This is a genomic window from Rahnella sp. 1L-D-7-B-C2 (assembly GCF_057290995.1).
This window is the reverse complement of sequence record NZ_JBXAVQ010000001.1, coordinates 453079-472722: the sequence shown is the minus strand read 5'-3', so window position 1 is coordinate 472722 and position 19644 is coordinate 453079. Positions and strand designations below refer to the sequence as shown.

The 19644-nt window shown below is 54.9% G+C and carries 15 protein-coding genes; 3 read left to right on the top strand and 12 right to left on the bottom strand.

Features of this window, described 5'->3' with window-relative positions:
• Positions 1-43 precede the first annotated feature (43 nt).
• From ltaE to AC0Z7K_RS02050, 5 genes are all read right to left on the bottom strand, one after another.
• Positions 44-1057: a low-specificity L-threonine aldolase gene (gene ltaE, locus AC0Z7K_RS02070; protein ID WP_485612560.1), complete on the bottom strand. Its 1014-nt coding sequence runs from the start codon at positions 1055-1057 to the stop codon at positions 44-46.
• A 90-nt stretch (positions 1058-1147) separates the two neighbouring features.
• Positions 1148-2869 (bottom strand): ubiquinone-dependent pyruvate dehydrogenase, encoded by a 1722-nt coding sequence (poxB, locus tag AC0Z7K_RS02065; RefSeq protein ID WP_485612559.1) that lies wholly within the window; start codon positions 2867-2869, stop codon positions 1148-1150.
• Positions 2870-3056: 187 nt separating this feature from the next.
• Positions 3057-4070 carry an NADH oxidoreductase gene (gene hcr, locus AC0Z7K_RS02060; RefSeq protein WP_485612558.1) on the bottom strand — a complete coding sequence of 338 codons (1014 nt, stop codon included), beginning with the start codon at positions 4068-4070 and terminating at the stop codon, positions 3057-3059.
• A 6-nt stretch (positions 4071-4076) separates the two neighbouring features.
• Positions 4077-5729, bottom strand: coding sequence for a hydroxylamine reductase (hcp, locus tag AC0Z7K_RS02055; RefSeq protein WP_413528410.1), 1653 nt, complete (start codon positions 5727-5729; stop codon positions 4077-4079).
• 178 nt (positions 5730-5907) lie between these two features.
• Complete coding sequence (locus AC0Z7K_RS02050) at positions 5908-6807, bottom strand: LysO family transporter (RefSeq protein ID WP_413528411.1); 900 nt, start codon at positions 6805-6807, stop codon at positions 5908-5910.
• A gap of 189 nt (positions 6808-6996) precedes the next feature.
• Between AC0Z7K_RS02050 and AC0Z7K_RS02045 the strand changes: the two genes are divergently transcribed.
• Positions 6997-8730, top strand: coding sequence for a DUF2813 domain-containing protein (locus tag AC0Z7K_RS02045; protein ID WP_485612557.1), 1734 nt, complete (start codon positions 6997-6999; stop codon positions 8728-8730).
• Here the strand turns inward: AC0Z7K_RS02045 and AC0Z7K_RS02040 are convergent.
• Together AC0Z7K_RS02040 and cspD are read right to left on the bottom strand one after the other, a co-directional pair.
• On the bottom strand, positions 8727-9716 hold the full coding sequence (locus tag AC0Z7K_RS02040; protein WP_485612556.1) for a VirK/YbjX family protein: 990 nt from the start codon (positions 9714-9716) through the stop codon (positions 8727-8729). The two genes, AC0Z7K_RS02045 and AC0Z7K_RS02040, sit on opposite strands and share 4 nt — an antisense overlap.
• Before the next feature lie 287 nt (positions 9717-10003).
• Positions 10004-10225 carry a cold shock-like protein CspD gene (cspD, locus tag AC0Z7K_RS02035; protein ID WP_413528414.1) on the bottom strand — a complete coding sequence of 74 codons (222 nt, stop codon included), beginning with the start codon at positions 10223-10225 and terminating at the stop codon, positions 10004-10006.
• A gap of 383 nt (positions 10226-10608) precedes the next feature.
• Between cspD and clpS the strand changes: the two genes are divergently transcribed.
• Both clpS and clpA read left to right on the top strand, forming a co-directional pair.
• Positions 10609-10929: an ATP-dependent Clp protease adapter ClpS gene (clpS, locus tag AC0Z7K_RS02030; protein WP_056769226.1), complete on the top strand. Its 321-nt coding sequence runs from the start codon at positions 10609-10611 to the stop codon at positions 10927-10929.
• Positions 10930-10956: 27 nt separating this feature from the next.
• Positions 10957-13239 carry an ATP-dependent Clp protease ATP-binding subunit ClpA gene (gene clpA, locus AC0Z7K_RS02025; RefSeq protein WP_485612554.1) on the top strand — a complete coding sequence of 761 codons (2283 nt, stop codon included), beginning with the start codon at positions 10957-10959 and terminating at the stop codon, positions 13237-13239.
• Positions 13240-13473: 234 nt separating this feature from the next.
• Here clpA and infA read toward each other — a convergent pair whose 3' ends face one another.
• The 5 genes from infA to trxB all read right to left on the bottom strand — a co-directional run bounded on the left by infA (position 13474) and on the right by trxB (position 19182).
• Complete coding sequence (gene infA, locus AC0Z7K_RS02020; RefSeq protein WP_002211347.1) at positions 13474-13692, bottom strand: translation initiation factor IF-1; 219 nt, start codon at positions 13690-13692, stop codon at positions 13474-13476.
• Between the two features lie 93 nt (positions 13693-13785).
• Entirely contained in the window at positions 13786-14520 is a 735-nt protein-coding gene (gene aat / locus AC0Z7K_RS02015) for a leucyl/phenylalanyl-tRNA--protein transferase (RefSeq protein ID WP_485612550.1), read from the bottom strand.
• 53 nt (positions 14521-14573) lie between these two features.
• The gene (cydC, locus tag AC0Z7K_RS02010) at positions 14574-16295 is read right to left on the bottom strand and encodes a heme ABC transporter ATP-binding protein/permease CydC (protein WP_485612549.1); all 1722 of its coding nucleotides are present in this window, start codon (positions 16293-16295) and stop codon (positions 14574-14576) included.
• Between the two features lie 2 nt (positions 16296-16297).
• Positions 16298-18064 (bottom strand): heme ABC transporter permease/ATP-binding protein CydD, encoded by a 1767-nt coding sequence (gene cydD / locus AC0Z7K_RS02005; RefSeq protein ID WP_413528417.1) that lies wholly within the window; start codon positions 18062-18064, stop codon positions 16298-16300.
• Positions 18065-18213: 149 nt separating this feature from the next.
• Positions 18214-19182, bottom strand: coding sequence for a thioredoxin-disulfide reductase (gene trxB, locus AC0Z7K_RS02000; RefSeq protein WP_213051049.1), 969 nt, complete (start codon positions 19180-19182; stop codon positions 18214-18216).
• Positions 19183-19644: the final 462 nt, after the last annotated feature.

The following is a 19644-nucleotide window of genomic DNA, read 5'->3' as shown; positions in this document are numbered from 1 at the left end:
TTGCGGCGATAATTCTCATATTATCGCCGCAGGCAGGGCGATGTCAGGCGTGGTGGTGCAGGAATTCCTGCCACAGGGCGACAACTTTTTGCAGGTCTTCACGGCTGATGTCGATGTGCGTCAGTACGCGGGTCAGCGGACCGGCGCTGATCATCACACCGCGCTCACGCATCCACGGACCCATTTTTTCGGCCAGTTCTGCGCTCTGTCTGATGTACAGCACGTTAGTCTGCGCACCGGGTTCGGCGATTTCCACGCCCAGTCTGGTCAGCTCTTCAGCCAGCCACTGCGCGTTGTCGTGATCGTCTTTCAGACGTTCCACGTTATTTTCCAGCGCATAAATGGCCGCAGCGGCCAGAATGCCTGACTGACGCATGCCGCCACCGGTCATTTTGCGCCAGCGGTTAGCGCGGTGAATATATTCTTTGCTGCCGACCAGCAGTGAGCCTATCGGTGCGCCCAGACCTTTGGAAAGACAGATGGTCAGGGTATCGCAGTATTGGGTGATTTCGCAAAGCTCAACGCCCTGAGCCACGGCGGCATTCATGATGCGCGCACCGTCGATATGCAGCGCCAGCCCTTTTTCGCGGGTGAACGCGTAGGCTTTTTGCAGATAATCGAGCGGAAGCACTTTGCCGCTGTGCGTGTTTTCAAGGCTCAGCAGGCGGGTGCGGGCGAAATGAATATCATCGGGTTTAATGGCGGCGGCGATTTTGTCCAGCGGAATGGAACCGTCGGCGGCCATATCCAGCGGCTGTGGCTGAATGCTGCCGAGCACCGCAGCGCCACCGGCTTCATACATGTAATTATGGGCTTTCTGGCCGACGATATATTCTTCGCCGCGCTGACAGTGAGTCAGTAATGCCACCAGATTGGCCTGGGTGCCGGTGGGTAAAAACAGCGCAGCTTCTTTACCACACAGTTTTGCCGCCATGTCCTGTAAAGCATTTACCGTCGGGTCATCGCCGTAGACATCATCGCCGACTTCAGCGCGGGCCATCGCCTGACGCATAGCTTCACTGGGGCGGGTTACGGTATCACTGCGTAAATCGATCAACGTCGGCTTCCTTCTGCTGGATGAATGTTAAGTGCAGGAAAAGGCGAGCGACAAACGCCCGCCTGATTCTCCACTATAGCCCCGTCGGGGTTATCGCAGCCAGTTGGTTTTTGCCAGTTCGACGACTTCGTCACCCCGGCCGCTTATCACCGCGCGCAGCATGTAAAGGCTGAAGCCTTTGGCCTGCTCAAATTTGATTTGCGGCGGCATCGCCAGTTCTTCGGTAGCGGTGACGACATCCACCAGCACTGGCCCTTCGTAGGCGAAGGCGTCCTGCAAGGCAGCATCAACGTCAGAGGCTTTCTCCACGCGGATCCCTTTGATACCCGCAGCTTCGGCCATGGCGGCGAAATTCGGATTTTTCAGCTCGGTGCCGTCGGTCAGGTAGCCACCGGCTTTCATTTCCATCGCCACAAATCCCAGTACGCTGTTGTTGAAAATGACGATTTTCACCGGCAGTTTTTGCTGTGCCAGCGTCAGGAAATCCCCCATCAGCATGGAGAAACCACCGTCACCGCACAGCGCCACTACCTGACGTGAGCGGTCGACAGCCTGCGCGCCAATCGCCTGTGGCATGGCGTTGGCCATCGAGCCGTGGTTAAACGATCCGAGCAGACGGCGCTGACCGTTCATTTGCAGATACCGGCACGCCCAGACAGTAGGGGTGCCGACGTCGCAGGTAAATACGGCATCGGACGCGGCAAACCGGCTGATTTGCTGTGCCAGATATTGCGGATGGATCGCCTGCTTGTCGTTTGGCGTCGCCAGCGAATCGAGATCCTTACGCGCTTCCTCGTAATGTTTAAGCGCTTTGTCGAGGAACTTGCGTTCGCTTTTCGGTTGCAGCTGCGGCAGGAGCGCAGTGAGGGTGGATTTAATATCGCCCACCAGCGCCATATCAACGTGACAATGCGAACCGATGCTGCCGGGATTAATGTCGATCTGGATGATTTTGGCGTCGGTCGGATAAAACGCGCGATACGGGAACTGCGTGCCGAGCAGGATCAGCGTGTCGGCATTCATCATGGCGTGGAAACCGGAGGAGAAACCAATCAGCCCGGTCATGCCGACGCTGTAAGGGTTATCCCATTCGATATGTTCTTTGCCACGCAGCGCATGAACGACCGGCGCTTTCAGTGTTTCTGCCAGACGGATCACTTCATCGTGTGCACCTGCGCAGCCGCTGCCGCACATCATGGTGATATTAGTGGCGCCGTTCAGCAGTTCCGCCAGTTTTTCAAGTTCGGTGGGCTGCGGGATAACTCGCGGCAGCACCGGCGGGTACCAGCCGATTTTGGCATCTTCTGGCGCCGGTTTCAGCGCCACGTCGCCTGGTAACACAATCACCGACACCCCACGGTTAAGGATCGCTTTGCGCATGGCAATAGCCAGCACCTGCGGCAGCTGTTCGGGGTTGGTCACCATTTCACAATAGTGGCTGCATTCGCGGAAAAGTTCGGTCGGATGGGTTTCCTGAAAATATCCGCTGCCGATTTCGCTGGATGGAATGTGGGCGGCAATCGCCACCACCGGTACGTGATTGCGGTGGCAGTCAAACAGGCCGTTGATCAGATGCAGGTTACCCGGCCCGCAGGATCCGGCGCAGACCGCCAGTTCACCGGTGATCTGTGCTTCGGCGCCGGCGGCAAATGCGGCGACTTCTTCATGGCGCGTGCCCAGCCATTCGATAGTTCCCATGCGGTTGAGGCTGTCGCTTAACCCGTTGAGTGAATCCCCGGTGACGCCCCAGATGCGTTTTACGCCTGCGGCTTCCAAAGTTTTGGCTAAATAAGACGCTACGCTCTCTTTCATTCTGTGTTCCCTCAGTTAATCATCAAAAATGAATGCGTTAATCATAGTCCATGAATTCGCGGTGACATTTTCGCGGTGAATGACAGAGGTTAAACCATACAAAATTAGGCAGAGGAGGGGGGTGAAGATTTGTAAATATGCCCGCACAGACTGTAAAAAGTCATGAGCGGGCAGGGGCTTGCGGGGATCAGGCGAGAGTGACGTCGCCCTGAAGCTGACAGCTGCAGGCCAGCACATAACCCTGTGCGACTTCTTCGTCAGTCAGCGTCATGCGGCTGGTGGTCTGATAATCACCGCTGAGTACGCGGGTTTTGCAGCTCCCGCAGACACCGGCGCGACAGGCTGCGGTTACCGGCAGCTTGTGTTGCTCCATGGCTGCCAGCAACGTAGTGCCGACGGCAACACGATAATTGGCCAGCGGCGTCAGGCGGGTCAGCGTCAGAGTCCTTTCATCTGATACGTCCATTTCTATTGCCTGAAACTGTTCTTTGACGATATTTTCCGTCGCAGCGCCCAGCTCCGCCGTCCAGTTTCCGGCCAGCGTCATATACGGCGCAGGGCCGCAAATCATCACACGCCGTGAGCGGATGTCCGGCACCTGACTTTGCAGGAGATCCTGACTCAGACGCCCGGCGATCTGGCCCGGCAGCGCATCCTGCTCTGCCAAAATGATCAGTTTCAGCTGTGGATACTGCGCGTCCAGCCGTTGCCATTCGGCAGCGAAAATCACATCCTGCGGGCTGCGTACACTGTAAAAGACGTGTACGTTTTGCGCCGGGCAGTTCGCCAGCACGTCGCGCGCAATGGACATCACTGGCGTCACGCCGCAGCCTGCGGCGAGCAGCAACAGCGGTTGTGCGGTGTCGCAGGTAAATTCACCCTGTGCGTCTGAAAGCCAGACATAGTCGCCCGTTTTCAATTGCTGCGTCAGCCAGCCGGAACCGCTGCCACCGCTGATGCGTCGCACTGTCAGCTGAATAAACGGGCTGAGGCCAGGCGTGGAGGAAAGTGTATACGCCCGCTGCACGTCGCCGCGCTGGCCAATATTCACCAGCGCAAACTGGCCCGGGCGATAGTCATAAACGTCATGAGTGAGGAGCGAAATCGTCCACACATCAGGCGTTTCCTGCGTGACGGAATGCACCTGCATCCGGTTCTGACACAGCGCAGTCGGCTGATCGGGAAATAACGGAAAGTTCATCGTGGTTTACTCCGCCAGCATAGTGTGCAAATCCTGCTCCACCGAGGTGATCGCCCGCAGACCGAATTTCTCATTCAGCACTGCCAGCAGATTATCGGTGAGGAAGGCGGGCGCGGTCGGGCCGGTGGCGATATTCTTCACGCCCAGCGACAGCAGGGTCAGCAGGATCACAATGGCTTTTTGCTCAAACCACGACAGGACCAGACTCAGCGGCAGCTCATTTACGCCACACCCCAGTTTTTCTGCCAGATTCACCGCCAGAATAATGGCGGAATAAGCATCGTTACACTGGCCGACGTCCAGCAGACGCGGCAGCCCTTCAATGGTGCCGAAGTCCAGTTTGTTGAAACGGTATTTGCCGCAGGCCAGCGTCATGATCAGGCAATCTTTCGGCACGCTGACTGCCAGATCGGTGAAATAACTGCGCTCGCTGCGGCTGCCATCGCATCCGCCAATGAGGAAGATGTGGCGCAGTTTTTTGGCGGCGACGAGATCAATGACCGTATCCGCCGCGCTAAGTAAGGTCTGGCGGCCAAAGCCGACGGTAATTTCCTGCTCAATTTCACTGTAACGAAAACCCGGCAACTGCAACGCCTGGGCGATAACCGCCGCGAAATCTTCCCCTTCGAGATGCTGTACACCCGGCCAGCCGACGATACTGCGGGTCCAGATGCGGTCGCCATAATTGCCGACGTTGGGGTCGATAATGCAGTTGGAGGTCATCACTACCGGACCGGGGAATTTCGCAAATTCCACCTGCTGATTTTGCCAGCCGCTGCCGTAGTTTCCGGCCAGATGCGGATACTTTTTCAGCTCTGGGTAGCCGTGTGCAGGCAGCATTTCGCCGTGGGTGTAAATGTTAATACCCGTACCGGCGGTTTGCTCGAGCAGCATCTGCAGATCTTTCAGGTCGTGGCCGGAAATCAGAATCGCCTTGCCTGCCAGCGGACGGACATTCACGGAGGTCGGCTGCGGGTGTCCGTAAGCGTCAGTTTCGCCTTTATCCAGAATAGCCATCACGCTGAAATTCATCTTGCCGATAGCCATGGCGTTGTCCAGCAGCTCGCCCATGTCCGCCGGTTGGGTGCCGAGCCACGCCATCAGGCGGTGATATTCTGCGTAAATCGCCACGTCCGCCTGGCCGAGGACGTGCGCGTGTTCCATGTAGGCCGCCGCGCCCTTCAGGCCGTAAAGACACAACATCCGCAGGCCGTGAATGTCGTCGCCCACGCGCGCTTTGTCGTCGTTCAGCGCAAACTGCTGCGCCTGCTGTTGCAAATCGCTCAGACTGTTGCTGACCAGTTCCAGTGCGGCCAGCGGATGATCGACGGAGATTTCAGGATCCATCAGGCGGCAGCGCACCCGTAAAGATTCGCGATGGATAATCGCGTCACGGGCGTAACCGACGATACGGTCTGAGTCGAAATTAACGTTAGTCAGCGTGGAGAAAAAGGCGCGCGGGGCGAAGCTGTCGATCTCTTCATCGACGATGCCGTAACCACGCGCCGTCAGCGTCCAGGCTGACAAGCCCTGAAGCACGGCTACCAGTAAGTCTTGTAAATCAGAGGTTTCTGCCGTTTTTCCGCACATTCCCTGCGCATACGCGCAGCCATTGCCCGCCGGGGTACGGACTGTTTGTTCACATTGCACACAAAACATTTTTAGGTCCTTTTTTAAAGTTGCATTTGAAATGCTTGTTTTAAAATAAGACTAAGACCGGCAGGCGAAGAAATGAAGCATTTTTAAGACAATGTGAGGTGGAGTTGATTTATCGCAAGTTTTTGGCTGGGCTGAAAAGGGAGGTTCCCGCCGCAAAATGCCGCGGGAAGGCAGGGCATCAGGCGGAGAAAAAGGCCATCAGCACCGGAGATAACAGGCTGAGTACGAAGCCGTGAACGACCGCAGGCGGTACCATGTCCAGCCCGCCGCTGCGCTGTAAGACCGGCAGAGTGAAGTCCATGGACGTCGCGCCGCACAGGCCGAGCGCGGTGGAACGGCTGCTGCGCACTAAGGTCGGGATCAGCATGATGGCGCAGAGTTCGCGCGCCAGATCGTTAAAGAACGCCGCGCTGCCAATGACCGGCCCGAACGAGTCAGTCAGCACGATACCGGAAAGCGAATACCAGCCGTAACCGGAGGCCAGCGCCAGCCCGGTTTTCAACGGCAAGCCGAGAAGCAGTGCGGCAACCGCCCCGCCAATCAAAGCGCTTAACGCCACCACCAACGCGACGATAATGCCGCGACGATTCAGGATGATCTGGCGTAGCGTCATACTGCTGTTACGTAGCTGAATGCCCACCAGCGCCAGCAGGAACAGCAGTGCGATTTCGCTGGCCTGTGAGGCGAAGGTCAGCCAATGCCACTCCGTCAGACCGAGCGCGAAGCCGCCAATCACTACGCCGCACAATTTAAGTGACTCAAGCGCCATGTGTAAACGCGACGGTAGTTTTTCCTGTTTAAACTGGGTCTTCCAGGGACGGCGACGTTCGAGCAGCCACAGTGCGGCGTAGTTCATCACGAAGATACACAGGAAACAGACGGTGGCGTATTTGAAAATCAGCAGTAAATTGGTGCTGAGATTATCCAGGAAGGCCAGGCTGATGCCCATAATGAACAGAATGACGTACACCATCCAGCTCAGCATCTGGTTAACAATGTGCAGCAACGACCGGTTTTTGACCGGAATAAGGTAACCGACGATCAGCGGCAAAAGAATAATTAACAGGCCGGAATACATGAGGTAAAAATCCCTGAAAAGTGAGGTTCCATGAGAGGAGCGCGGCACAGAAAATACCGCCCGTCACGCTAACCAAAAGTTATCTGACTGTAAAGCAGCTTCGCTACACAGAGATCCGCGGGCAGCCTTGACGGGAACCGTTTTTTCACGCCATGCTCAGGAAGGTAATGAGCGCACAGGAGGCGTCTGATGTATCTGGAACATATTGATATTGTCGGTTTTCGCGGCATCAACCGGCTGTCTCTGACACTGACTCAGCCCGCGCAACGTGGCGCATCGATTACCGGCTCCGCGCATCAGGGGCAGAACGAATCCTTTCTCACCAACACCGTTTTGATTGGGGAAAACGCCTGGGGTAAATCCAGCCTGCTGGATGCCCTGACGCTGCTGCTCGCCCCTGACCCGAAACTGTACTGTTTTAAAGAAGAAGATTTCTATTTTCCGGCAGGAGAAAAAGAATCTAAATCACAGTATTTGCACATCGTGTTTACTTTTTGTGAAAATCAGCCCGGACACCACATGTCGCCGCGCTTCAATACGCTGTCGCCGCTGTGGGTGAAATGCCCCGACCGCCTTAACCGCATTTATTACCGGCTCGAAGGCGAGCTGGACGATGACGGCAGCGTGATGACGCTGCGCAGTTTCCTCTCCTCCAGCGGGCAGCCGCTGAATCTGACCACCATCGATCCACTGGCGCAGGCGCTGATCCGCCTCAATCCGGTTTTACGCCTGCGCGACGCCCGCTTTATCCGCCGTCTGCGCAGCGAAACGCTGGCGCCACGGCTTTCTGCCAATAACGAACAGCTGGCGCAGCAGCTGGATGAGCTGACGCGCGGACTGGTGCATAACCCGCAATCGTTGACCAACAGCGAACTGCGCAGCGGGCTTTCGGCCATGCAGCAGTTGCTGGAGCACTACTTCGCCGAGCAGGGGACATCCAACAGTGCGCCGTGGCAGCAGAAGCGTCATGGCCGCGCCGAAAGCCGAAGGGCGTGGCGTTCGCTGGATAATATCAACCGGATGATTGCCGAGCCCAACAGCCGCAGCATGCGCGTGATGCTGCTTGGGATGTTCTCCACGCTGTTGCAGGCGAAAGGTTCGGTGGTGCTGCATCCGGATGCGCGGCCACTTTTACTGATCGAAGACCCCGAAACCCGCTTGCACCCGATTATGCTGTCGGTCGCGTGGGGACTGCTCGATCAATTACCTTTACAGCGCATTACCACCACCAACTCCGGCGACTTGCTGTCGCTGGTGCCGGTCGAGCAAATTTGTCGTCTGGTGCGCGAATCGTCGCGCGTCGCAGCGTATGCCATCGGCCCGGAAGGGTTGAGTATGGAAGACAGTCGTCGGATCGCGTTTCATATCCGCTTTAATCGCCCGTCCTCTTTATTTGCCCGCTGCTGGCTGCTGGTGGAAGGCGAAACCGAAGTCTGGCTGCTCAATCAGCTGGCGCGCCAGTGTGGTTATCATTTTGAGTCGGAAGGGATCAAGGTCATCGAATTTGCCCAGTGCGGGCTGAAGCCGTTGCTGCGTTTTGCCCGGCAGATGGGCATTGAATGGCACGTGCTGGTGGACGGCGACGAAGCGGGGCGCAAGTATGCGGCAACGGTGACGGCTAACGTGGATAATCACGATGACAATCTGCGCTACCGGCTGACCTCGCTGCCGACTCAGGACATTGAATATTTCTTGTATCGCGAAGGGTTCGAAGACGTGTACCGCAAACATTCGGCGATACCGGAGAACGTGCCGATGTCGCCGAGAAGAGTGATCGATAAAGCTATTCATCGCAGCTCGAAGCCGGATCTCGCGATTGACGTCGCGCAGTCAGCGTCGCTGCGAGGGATCTCCTCGATCCCTCCGCTGCTGAGGCAAATGTTTTCCCGCGTCGCCTGGCTGGCGCGCGGCCGCGCGGATTAGGCTGCGCGGCTCTCTTCAACGACGACCTGATGACCATGTCCGCTGGAAAATGTCTGGCGGATCTGGCTTTCCAAATCGTCTAACAGCTGGTAACGGCGGCGGTATTCTGCGCGACGTTTACTGGCGATCTCTTCCAGCGGACGGTGGGCTATCTGGCGCGGCAGATGGAAATACCCGTCTTCGCCCTGTTTCGCCTCCATCGTTTCCCAGAAACTGTCGTAATCGGCAAATACCATGCCTTTACGCTTTTTGTAACGCGGGTTTTCATAGATGTGCGTGTGGTTTCCCACCGCGACAATCTGCGTCATGCCCGCCAGATCCGCCAGCGTGGTCAACGCTTCAATCACCAGACGTTTCGGGAACAAACCGTGGCAGGCTTTGGTCGCTTTCTGGATTTCCTGATGATCGACCTGCGCTTTCGGGCCCTGAAGTGCGCCGATGAACAACGTTGGCTGGCCCTGATAATAAATGAAAGAGAAAGTCACTATGGCGATCGGCTCGCCCTGCGGATTGTTAAAGGTCAGCGTGGCTTCGCCTTCTTTATCAAGACGGCTGACGGAGTTAAAAGTGATCGCGTAACGCTGCTCTTCCTTGCCGGTCAGGGTAGCTATCGCCATCGGTTTTTTATTCAGATAACCGTGGTTAATTGCCTCCGGCAGGCAGTGGCCAATCATGTCGTAGTGATCGGTGATGCGCTTCATCGCTTCTTCTGGCGTGATATTGGATGCCTGATAAACGCGATGCAATTTGCACGGCAGACTCGGCTGCGCCGTCAGGATCTCATCGCGTTGCGGGTGATGGGCCAGATAATCCAGCAGGCTAAAAGTGCGGCGCGGTTGGGTCAGCGCGCGGAACAGAAATTTAAACCGGTAGCGCGGCAATTTCCATGACGGTCCAGGCACCAGGCGTTTGGAAAGTAACGCCGTCATTAACTGAAGGCCGGAAAGAGGAGCCTTTTCTTCGCAAGGGTAACTGAATGTCGTCATGGTATTTACCTGTTATATCGGGCCGGATTTCAATAACGGCTATTTCAACAGGCCAACAATAAACAGGTGTGCAACGGGCAAAATTATGAAGGGAATGAACGGGATTTGTTGAGATTGTGTTTAGATTTAATTTGTTTTGTGTCGTGTCTTAGCAATCGGTGTCTAAAAAATGTACTTTAATTTGCACTGAGGACTTGAAGCCTGAGGCATTCTCCCCCATAAATAAAAAATGCCAGTCAGAGAATGACCGGCATTGGCTTTTAATCAAACGGACAGAACAGAACCGGTCAGGCGACCGCTTCACTTTCCACTGGAATAATGAGGCTGGCATGATTCCCCTTTGGGCCTTCATGAACATCAAAGTTGACCTGCTGGCCTGCCTTTAACGTTCTGTAACCCTCCATCTGAATCGTGGAGTAGTGGGCAAAAATGTCTTCACCGCCATTTTCCGGGCAGATGAAGCCAAAGCCTTTAGCATTATTGAACCATTTAACAGTACCCGTCAGCATGCTTCTCCATCCCTCTTATGGCTAGTCTGGTAGTAAAGAGTTTAAAGCCAGTTGAGTGAGCGGGAAGGTGAGAACGCGGCGGAAAAAGCCTGCTCAAAAGACGTCCAACTCACGAATTTACACTCTAGTGGAATCGGGTTAGAGATCAAGGGAACGGCATTTGCCATCAGGGATCAGATAACCAAACTTTGAAGCAGGTAACGCTATTGACATATTTTGTTAAATTTATGCCAACGGGGCTGATGGCAAAGAGGACATTTTGTGCAGCGGCGCCGTGATGCAAGAGATGGTAAAATGGGGAAATAACCTGGTGAAGCCCCGCAGAACGCTTTCACGTCAGGTATTTAGCATCCAATACGATCTTTACAGGTGATGAGCAGGCAATGGGCGACAAACAAGACTGGCTAAATTTTGAACATTTGACGGCGAATAAGCAAAAGGATGAGGTAAAACCGCCATCTATGTATAAAGTTATATTAAACAACGACGATTACACTCCAATGGAATTTGTGATTGACGTTCTGCAAAAGTTCTTTTCTTATGATATTGAACGTGCAACGCAACTGATGCTCCAGGTGCACTATAGAGGCAAAGCAATTTGCGGCGTTTATACCGCCGAAGTCGCCGAAACCAAGGTCGCACACGTCAATGAGTACGCCAAGGAGAATGAGCATCCGTTGCTGTGTACGCTGGAAAAAGCCTGATTAAGGCAATCTATTTGGGAGGTGCCTATGCTCAATCAAGAACTTGAACTCAGTCTCAACATGGCTTTCGCAAGAGCCCGTGAGCACCGGCATGAGTTTATGACCGTGGAGCACCTGTTGCTGGCTTTGCTCAGCAACCCTGCTGCCCGTGAAGCGCTTGAAGCTTGTACAGTTGATCTGGTGGCGTTACGCCAGGAGCTGGAAGCCTTCATCGAGCAAACCACACCCACCTTACCCACCAGTGAAGAGGAACGTGACACCCAGCCTACGCTGAGTTTCCAGCGCGTTCTGCAACGTGCGGTATTCCACGTGCAATCTTCTGGCCGCAGCGAAGTGTCCGGCGCCAACGTTCTGGTCGCGATTTTCAGCGAACAGGAATCTCAGGCCGCCTATCTCCTGCGCAAACATGATGTCAGCCGCCTTGATGTGGTGAACTTTATCTCGCACGGCACCCGTAAAGATGAATCGGGCAGCCAGGCGCCAAACAATGCGGAAAACCCAGTTAACGAAGAGCAGTCGGCGGGGGAAGATCGTATGGAGAACTTCACCACTAATCTTAACCAGTTAGCGCGTGTTGGTGGCATTGATCCGCTGATTGGCCGTGACAAAGAACTGGAGCGCGCCATTCAGGTGCTCTGCCGTCGCCGCAAAAACAACCCGCTTCTGGTGGGCGAATCCGGCGTCGGGAAGACCGCGATTGCTGAAGGTCTGGCATGGCGAATCGAACAGGGCGACGTGCCGGAAGTGATGGCCGACTGCACCCTGTATTCTCTGGATATCGGTTCGCTGCTGGCGGGCACTAAATACCGTGGTGATTTCGAAAAACGTTTCAAATCACTGCTGAAACAGCTTGAGCAGGATAAGAACAGCATCCTGTTTATTGATGAAATCCACACGATTATCGGTGCCGGTGCGGCGTCCGGTGGTCAGGTCGATGCGGCAAACCTGATCAAACCGTTGCTGTCGAGCGGCAAGATCCGGGTGATCGGTTCCACGACGTATCAGGAATTTAGCAATATCTTTGAAAAAGACCGTGCTCTTGCGCGTCGCTTCCAGAAAATCGATATTGTTGAGCCAACCGTCGAAGAAACCGTGCAGATCATCAATGGCCTGAAAACCAAATATGAAGCACACCATGATGTCCGTTATACCGCGAAAGCGGTGCGTGCTGCGGTGGAGCTGTCGGTCAAGTATATCAACGACCGTCATCTGCCGGACAAAGCTATCGACGTCATAGATGAAGCGGGCGCGCGCAGCCGGTTAATGCCGGTCAGCAAACGCAAGAAAACCGTTAACGTCAGCGATATCGAAAGTGTGGTGGCGCGTATCGCCCGCATTCCGGAAAAAACCGTGTCTGCGACCGATCGCGATGTGCTGAAAAATCTGGGCGACCGCCTGAAAATGCTGGTCTTCGGGCAGGATCCTGCCATTGAAGCGCTGACAGAAGCGATCAAAATGAGCCGCGCAGGTCTGGGTCAGGATCGCAAGCCGGTCGGTTCGTTCCTGTTCGCAGGTCCTACCGGTGTGGGTAAAACCGAAGTCACGGTACAACTGGCCAAAGCGCTGGATATCGAACTGCTGCGCTTTGATATGTCGGAATACATGGAGCGTCATACGGTCAGTCGTTTGATCGGTGCGCCTCCTGGCTATGTCGGTTTTGATCAGGGCGGTTTGCTGACGGATGCGGTATTGAAACATCCTCACTCCGTTGTGCTGCTCGATGAAATCGAGAAAGCGCACCCGGATGTCTTTAACCTGCTGTTACAGGTCATGGACAACGGTACGCTGACCGATAACAACGGGCGCAAAGCCGATTTCCGTAACGTGATTCTGGTCATGACCACCAACGCCGGTGTGCGTGAAACCGAACGTAAATCCATTGGCCTCATTCATCAGGACAACAGCCCTGACGCTATGGAAGAGATCAAGAAAGTGTTTACGCCAGAGTTCCGTAACCGTCTGGACAATGTGATCTGGTTTAACCATCTGTCTACGGAAGTTATCCAACTGGTGGTCGACAAGTTTATCGTCGAACTGCAGGCGCAACTGGATGCCAAAGGCGTTTCGCTGGAAGTCAGCGATGAAGCCCGCGACTGGCTGACCGTGAAAGGCTATGACCGTGCGATGGGTGCGCGTCCGATGACACGTATCGTGCAGGAAAACCTGAAAAAACCTCTCGCCAACGAGCTGCTGTTTGGTTCACTGGTGGATGGCGGTTCGGTCTCGGTAGCGCTGGATAAGGAAGCCGATAAGCTGACTTACCACTTCATGAGTGCGCAGAAGAAAAAGCCGGAAGGCGCGGTGCATTGATCCGCTGCTGAGATAAGCTGAAAAGCTTCAGGCAAACAAAAGGCGATGTGAAAACATCGCCTTTTTTCTTTCTGAAAATTCTTTATGAAACGTGAGTTAATGAGGAATAAGCAGAAAGGATAATGAAACTAAATGCCGAATTGCGGATACCACAAAACGCCCTTGCAACTGCAGGAAGGGCGAAGAGGGTATCCTCAGGTATCGCCGGAAAATCAGCGATGAGTGAGCCGTTTATTAGCGGCTACGGAAGACAATGCGGCCTTTGCTCAGGTCGTACGGGGTCAGCTCTACAGTGACTTTGTCGCCCGTCAGGATGCGGATATAGTTCTTACGCATTTTACCGGAGATGTGTGCGGTAACTACGTGTCCGTTTTCTAATTCTACGCGGAACATAGTGTTTGGCAGCGTATCAAGTACGGTGCCCTGCATTTCAATGTTGTCTTCTTTGGCCATCGAATCCTCTAGGTCTAACTACCATAGTTTTTAACCGGCAAGATAATGCCGAAAAACCCACATTATGTAAAGAAGTATGGTTCATGACCGCACCTATTCCCTATCCTTCGGGAACACCGGCAGGTCTTCATCATGTGGGGATAAGTCTTGTGGCAACCAGCAATCCGGCGCTAACGCGCGTTGCGAAAGTTCGGATAACTGCTGCAAAAATTGGCGGCGGGGGATCTCTCTCGCACCCAGCGACGCAGTGTGAGGGTTGAGCACCTGACAGTCAATCAGTTCTCCACCATTGCGGGAAAAATGTTGGCAAAACATCATCAGCGCGCACTTTGAGGCATTTTCACGGCGGCTAAACATGGACTCGCCGCAAAATAGCCCGCCAACGGAAACACCGTACAAACCGCCGACCAGCTCATCGCCTTCCCAGACTTCAAGTGAATGGGCGTGTCCGGCTTCGTGCAATTCCTGATAACCGCGCTGAACCAGCGGCCCGATCCAGGTGCCATCTTCCCGTTCAATTGCACAGGCGTGGATCACCTGTTCAAAGCAGCGATTGAGGGTAAAACGGAAAAGCATTTTACGCATAAATTTCTGTAAGCTGCGGCTGATATGGCGCTCTTCGGGCACGAGAATAGCCCGCGGATCGGGTGACCACCAGAGGATCATTTCGCCGGGTTCAAACCAGGGGAAAATCCCGTGCTGATAAGCGGAAAGCAGGCGCGGCGACGTCAGATCGCCACCAATAGCCAGCAGGCCGTTGGGATCCTGCAATGCAGTGTCAGGATCCGGAAAATGAACAGAACTGGCCTCAAGCTTAACTAACCGCATAGATCTCCTTATCCGGCGACTCACGGGCCGCCACATCATTCATGGGCAGACTTTCAGGTACGCGCAAGAAAACGCGTGTACCGGCCTTGTGCAGCGGCTAAGGTCTGATGATCGCCTTGTTCGACAATCTCGCCTTCCTCCATCACGCAAATCCTGTCGAGGTTATCGAGACCGTGTAAACGGTGCGTGACTAAGAGTAGCGTTTTATTTTCACAATACTTGTGCAACAGCGCCAAAATATGGTGTTCCGTTTCTGCATCCAGCCCTTCGGTCGGTTCATCGAGCAACCACAACGGAGCATCATGCAGCAGGGCACGCGCCAGACCCAGGCGGCGCTGTTCGCCGCCGGACAGTTGACGTCCGCCTTCACCCAGCCAGGCGTTCAGGCCTTCGCCTTCGAGAAGAACGTGCAGATCCACCTGTTTCAGCGCGTCGGCAATCTGCTCATCAGAGCGTTGCGTCGAGGCCATGCGCAGGTTTTCACGCAGCGTGGTGTTGAAGATATGAACACGCTGGCTGACCACGGTGATCATCTGGCGCAGCGTGGCCTCATCATAATCTGCGATTGCATGACCGTTAATGCTCAGTGCGCCGCTGTTGATATCCCAGCCGCGCGTCAGCAATTGCAGCAGAGTAGATTTCCCACAGCCGGTCTGGCCGAGCAGGGCAACATGCTCCCCGGCGGCAATCTCCAGCGTAATGTTTTTCAGCACCGGCAGTGGCTGCCCCGGATACGTGAAATTCACGTTAGTGAGCGACAGGCTGACCTGTTTGGCGGCGACAGGGCCCTGTGACGGGAAAGTCACGTCGGCCGGCTGACTGATGATCTGGCTGACGCGCTGCGCAGAGGCGATAACTTGCCCGAGGTGCTGGAATGCTGCCGCAACCGGCCCGAGTGCTTCGAAAGCGGCCAGCGGCGTAAACACGAACAGCGCAATCAGCGCGCCGGGTTGTGCGATGGTTCCGATACCGCCTGCGGCCAGCCACAACATCAGCGTCACGGTCAGACCTGCGGCGGCAATCACCATCGCCTGCGACAGGCCTGTCAGTTTCGCCTGCTGCTGCTGGCGCAACATCCAGCGGCGTTCGATATCATCAAGTTGCTGGCGAAAACGCGGCTGCGCACCAAATACCACCAGCTCGGACTGCCCCTCTAACCACGAGGTCAGTTGCATGCGGTAATCGCTGCGCAAGGCCGTCAGTTCCCGTCCGGCAGGTTTCCCCGCACGGTAGAAAATCACCGGCAGGAGTAGCATCAGAACCAGCATAATCGCTCCGAGTGTCAGAGCGAGTTTGACGTCAAGAAAGCTCAGGCCAAAGGTCACCAGAACAATCACTACCAGCGCGCTGACCAGCGGGGAGATGACGCGCAGATACAGGTGATCCAGCGTATCCACGTCGGCGACCAGCCGGTTCAGAAGATCGGCCTGACGGAATCGCGCAATGCCGCCCGGCGACAGCGGCATAATTTTGGTGAAAGTGAACACCCGCAAATGCGCCAGCACGCGGAAGGTCGCGTCGTGGCTGACCAGACGTTCAGCGTAACGGCCTGCGGTGCGGAAAATCGCTGCACCGCGTACACCGGCGGCGGGCAGCATGTAGTTGAACGTGTACAAACCGGCGATACCGGCGACGGCAGAAGCCGCAAGGAACCAACCAGAGAGTGTCAGAAGGCCGATGCTGGCGAGCAGCGTTACGATGGCCAGAATCACACCCAAAGACAGGCGGAACCAGTGACGGCGATACAGAGCGAGATAAGGCAGAAGAATTTTCATGATTACAGCTCCTTACTGCGCTGGGATAACAGGCTGGCGAATAATCCGCCCTGAGCAACCAGCTGCGTATAGCTGCCGCGTTCAGCAATCTGGCCCTGGTCCATCACCCAGATTTCATCGTAGTCCTGCGTATCCTCCAGCTGATGGGTCACCAGTACCGACGTCTGCGCTTTTGATGCATCATTCAGCGCGCTCATCACACGCTTTTCGCTGTGGGCATCGAGGCTGGCGGTCGGTTCATCCAGCAACAGTAATTCGCATGGCGAGAGCAGGGCGCGGGCAACGGCAACCCGCTGAGCCTGACCGACTGATAAACGCGCTGCGCTGTCGCCGAGTTCCGTTTCCAGACCCAACGGCAGCAGCGGTAAAAATTCGCTCACGTAAGCGCGATCAATGGCTGACTGAAGTTGCTGTTCACTGACATCCGGCTGATTGAGCAGAATATTGGCGCGCAGCGTTTGTTCCGGCAGATGGGGATTCTGACCCACCCAGCTCAGTTGCTGACGCCATGCGTCATTGCCTAACGATTTCAGCTCAATGCTGCCTGCGGTGAGTGATCCCTGATAGGGCAGGAAGCCGAGCAGGGCGTTTAACAGGGAGCTTTTCCCCGCACCGCTCAGCCCGACAATCGCAATACGTTGCCCGGCCTGAATGTTGAACGTCAGCGGCCCGGCCAGCGTTTTACCCTGCGGTGACTGGATGATGAGATCGCGGGCTTGCAGCGAAACTTTTTGTCCCCTTGGCCAGCTCTGGTTCCCGTCGCCCATTTCAGCACTTTCAACGGTCAGGAAGGTCACCAGACTTTCCGCAGCACCGACTGCCTGCGCTTTGGCGTGATAGAACGCGCCCAAATCACGCAGTGGCTGGAAGAACTCCGGCGCGAGGATCAGCACCAGAAAACCGGCAAACAGGGTAACCGGCGTACCGTAGCTGCCGAAATTCAGTTCGCCGAGATATGAGAAACCGAAGTACACCGCCACAACGGCGATTGAAATTGAGGCGAAAAATTCCAGAACGGCAGAAGAGAGAAATGCCAGACGCAGCACGTCCATCGTACGTGCGCGAAAACTTTCGGTGGAGCGTTTGATCTGCTCGATTTCCGCCGTACCGCGATGGAACAAACGCAGAGTATCGAGACCGCGCAGGCTGTCGAGGAAGTTGCCGCTCAGACGTGCAAGCGCGACAAAGTTACGGCGGTTGGCATCGGCAGCGCCCATTCCGACCAGCGCCATAAACACCGGAATAAGTGGTGCAGTAACCAGCAGGATCATGCCCGCCGCCCAGTTAATCGGGAAAATGCTCACCAGAATCAGCAGTGGGATAATCCCCGCGAGGGCAATTTGCGGCAGATAGCGGGCATAATAATCCTGCATATCTTCGATTTGTTCCAGAATGATGCTCGCCCAGCTGCCCGCCGGTTTGCCCTGGATCCACGCCGGCCCCAGTTTTTCCAGACGGTCGAGGACTAACTTACGCATCTCCTGACGAATAATGCGTCCGCAGATAAAGCCCACCTGCTCACGCAGCCAGGTCACGACGGCTCGCAGAATAAAGGTCAGCGCCATCAACAGGAAACTTTGCAGCAGCGCCTCACGCGGGGTGTGCTGGATTATCAGGCTGTGCAGCAGACCGGCCATCAGCCAGGCCTGCGCCAGAATCAGTAAACCCGAAAGTAAACCCAGCATCATAGACAGACGGATCCAGCCTTTGGCGCGTGAGCTTTGTTGTTTTAACCAGCGGATAAGTTCTTGTTGTCGTGTTTTATTCATCAGGCATCAGTCTGCGCAGCTATCCGGTTCGGAGGCTGAACATGTTACATGCTGAGTTCAAAAACTGAAAATATAAAGGCGGCACTGTGGCCGCCTTACTGCAACTCGAATTATTCAGGATAATTGGAGAAAAGATTTTGAAAAGAGGATTACAAATCCGGGGCTTGCGATAAGCCATCCAGATAACGCTCTGCGTCGAGCGCAGCCATACAGCCGGTGCCGGCGGAGGTAATCGCCTGGCGGTAAATATGGTCCATCACGTCACCCGCAGCAAAGACGCCGGGAATGCTGGTTTGCGTGGCATTACCGTGTGAACCAGACTGCACTTTGATGTAGCCATCTTTCAGCTCCAGCTGGCCTTCAAAAATGCCGGTGTTCGGACTGTGGCCGATAGCGATGAACACGCCTGCAACGTCTACCTGAGATTTCTCGTCGGTGCGCACGTCCATGAGGCTCGCGCCAGTCACACCCATTTGATCGCCAACCACTTCGTTCAGCGTTTTGTGGGTATGCAGCACAATATTGCCGCTGGCGACTTTATCATTGAGGCGGTCAACCAGAATTTTTTCAGCGCGGAAGCTGTCGCGGCGGTGGATCAGATGCACTTCTGACGCGATATTTGCCAGATACAGCGCTTCTTCCACTGCGGTGTTGCCGCCGCCGACCACCGCCACTTTCTGATTACGGTAGAAGAACCCGTCGCAGGTCGCACAGGCAGACACGCCACGGCCTTTGAACGCTTCTTCAGACGGAAGGCCGATATAGCGGGCGGATGCGCCAGTGGCGATAATCAGGGCGTCACAGGTGTACTCGCCACTGTCGCCGGTAAGGCGGAACGGACGGTTCTGTAAATCTACTTTGTTGATATGGTCGAAAATGATTTCGGTGTTGAACTTGGTGGCGTGCTCATGCATGCGATCCATCAGCGCCGGTCCGGTCAGACCTTCGGGATCACCCGGCCAGTTTTCCACTTCTGTGGTGGTGGTCAGCTGACCGCCTTTTTCCACGCCGGTAATCAATACAGGATTCAGGTTGGCGCGCGCTGCGTAAACCGCTGCGGTGTAACCTGCCGGGCCGGACCCTAAAATCAATAATTTACTGTGTTTAACCGTACTCATGGGCAATCTATCTCCGCGATGGGGACTAGCGATAAAGGGATTGTAGGGAAAAGTGCGTGTTAAAAAAAGTAAACTCAGATGTTGTTAGCGATTTGTCTGATAGTTTTTACTGCGTAACCCGCGTAAAAAGGTTTTCGCGCATGACCATGTCTCAGGTAACTGATTGATGGTAAGCATAAAAAACCAGCATGTCTCAGTTGTACGGCATGTTGAATGTTGTCTACAACGCGTCAAGTTAGCCACATATCACGGTAAGTTGTAAGGATTTGGCAGTAATAACGCGTGAAACTGAATTGTTATTGTTCAAAGAGAAAACATAGCTAAAAAGGGGGCGTTGGCTTTTCAATCTGGCACGTTCTTCTGATTTTGCTTCTTTTACTTTGACAATCCGCTGTGCATTTGCGAAAACATCAGGGTAAGAAGAAATTAACTGCCTGTCAGTGACTTGAATTTATCCAAATG

Bases quoted from the DNA above. Each gene is read 5' to 3' on its own strand.
- cspD (WP_413528414.1), bottom strand. From the start codon at position 10,225: ATGCTGACGGGTACTGTTAAATGGTTCAATAATGCTAAAGGCTTTGGC.
- AC0Z7K_RS02050 (WP_413528411.1), bottom strand. From the start codon at position 6,807: ATGTATTCCGGCCTGTTAATTATTCTTTTGCCGCTGATCGTCGGTTAC.
- aat (WP_485612550.1), bottom strand. From the start codon at position 14,520: ATGCGGTTAGTTAAGCTTGAGGCCAGTTCTGTTCATTTTCCGGATCCT.
- cydD (WP_413528417.1), bottom strand. From the start codon at position 18,064: ATGAATAAAACACGACAACAAGAACTTATCCGCTGGTTAAAACAACAA.
- cydC (WP_485612549.1), bottom strand. From the start codon at position 16,295: ATGAAAATTCTTCTGCCTTATCTCGCTCTGTATCGCCGTCACTGGTTC.
- AC0Z7K_RS02045 (WP_485612557.1), top strand. From the start codon at position 6,997: ATGTATCTGGAACATATTGATATTGTCGGTTTTCGCGGCATCAACCGG.
- AC0Z7K_RS02040 (WP_485612556.1), bottom strand. From the start codon at position 9,716: ATGACGACATTCAGTTACCCTTGCGAAGAAAAGGCTCCTCTTTCCGGC.
- trxB (WP_213051049.1), bottom strand. From the start codon at position 19,182: ATGAGTACGGTTAAACACAGTAAATTATTGATTTTAGGGTCCGGCCCG.
- clpA (WP_485612554.1), top strand. From the start codon at position 10,957: ATGCTCAATCAAGAACTTGAACTCAGTCTCAACATGGCTTTCGCAAGA.
- infA (WP_002211347.1), bottom strand. From the start codon at position 13,692: ATGGCCAAAGAAGACAACATTGAAATGCAGGGCACCGTACTTGATACG.
- hcp (WP_413528410.1), bottom strand. From the start codon at position 5,729: ATGTTTTGTGTGCAATGTGAACAAACAGTCCGTACCCCGGCGGGCAAT.
- hcr (WP_485612558.1), bottom strand. From the start codon at position 4,070: ATGAACTTTCCGTTATTTCCCGATCAGCCGACTGCGCTGTGTCAGAAC.
- clpS (WP_056769226.1), top strand. From the start codon at position 10,609: ATGGGCGACAAACAAGACTGGCTAAATTTTGAACATTTGACGGCGAAT.
- poxB (WP_485612559.1), bottom strand. From the start codon at position 2,869: ATGAAAGAGAGCGTAGCGTCTTATTTAGCCAAAACTTTGGAAGCCGCA.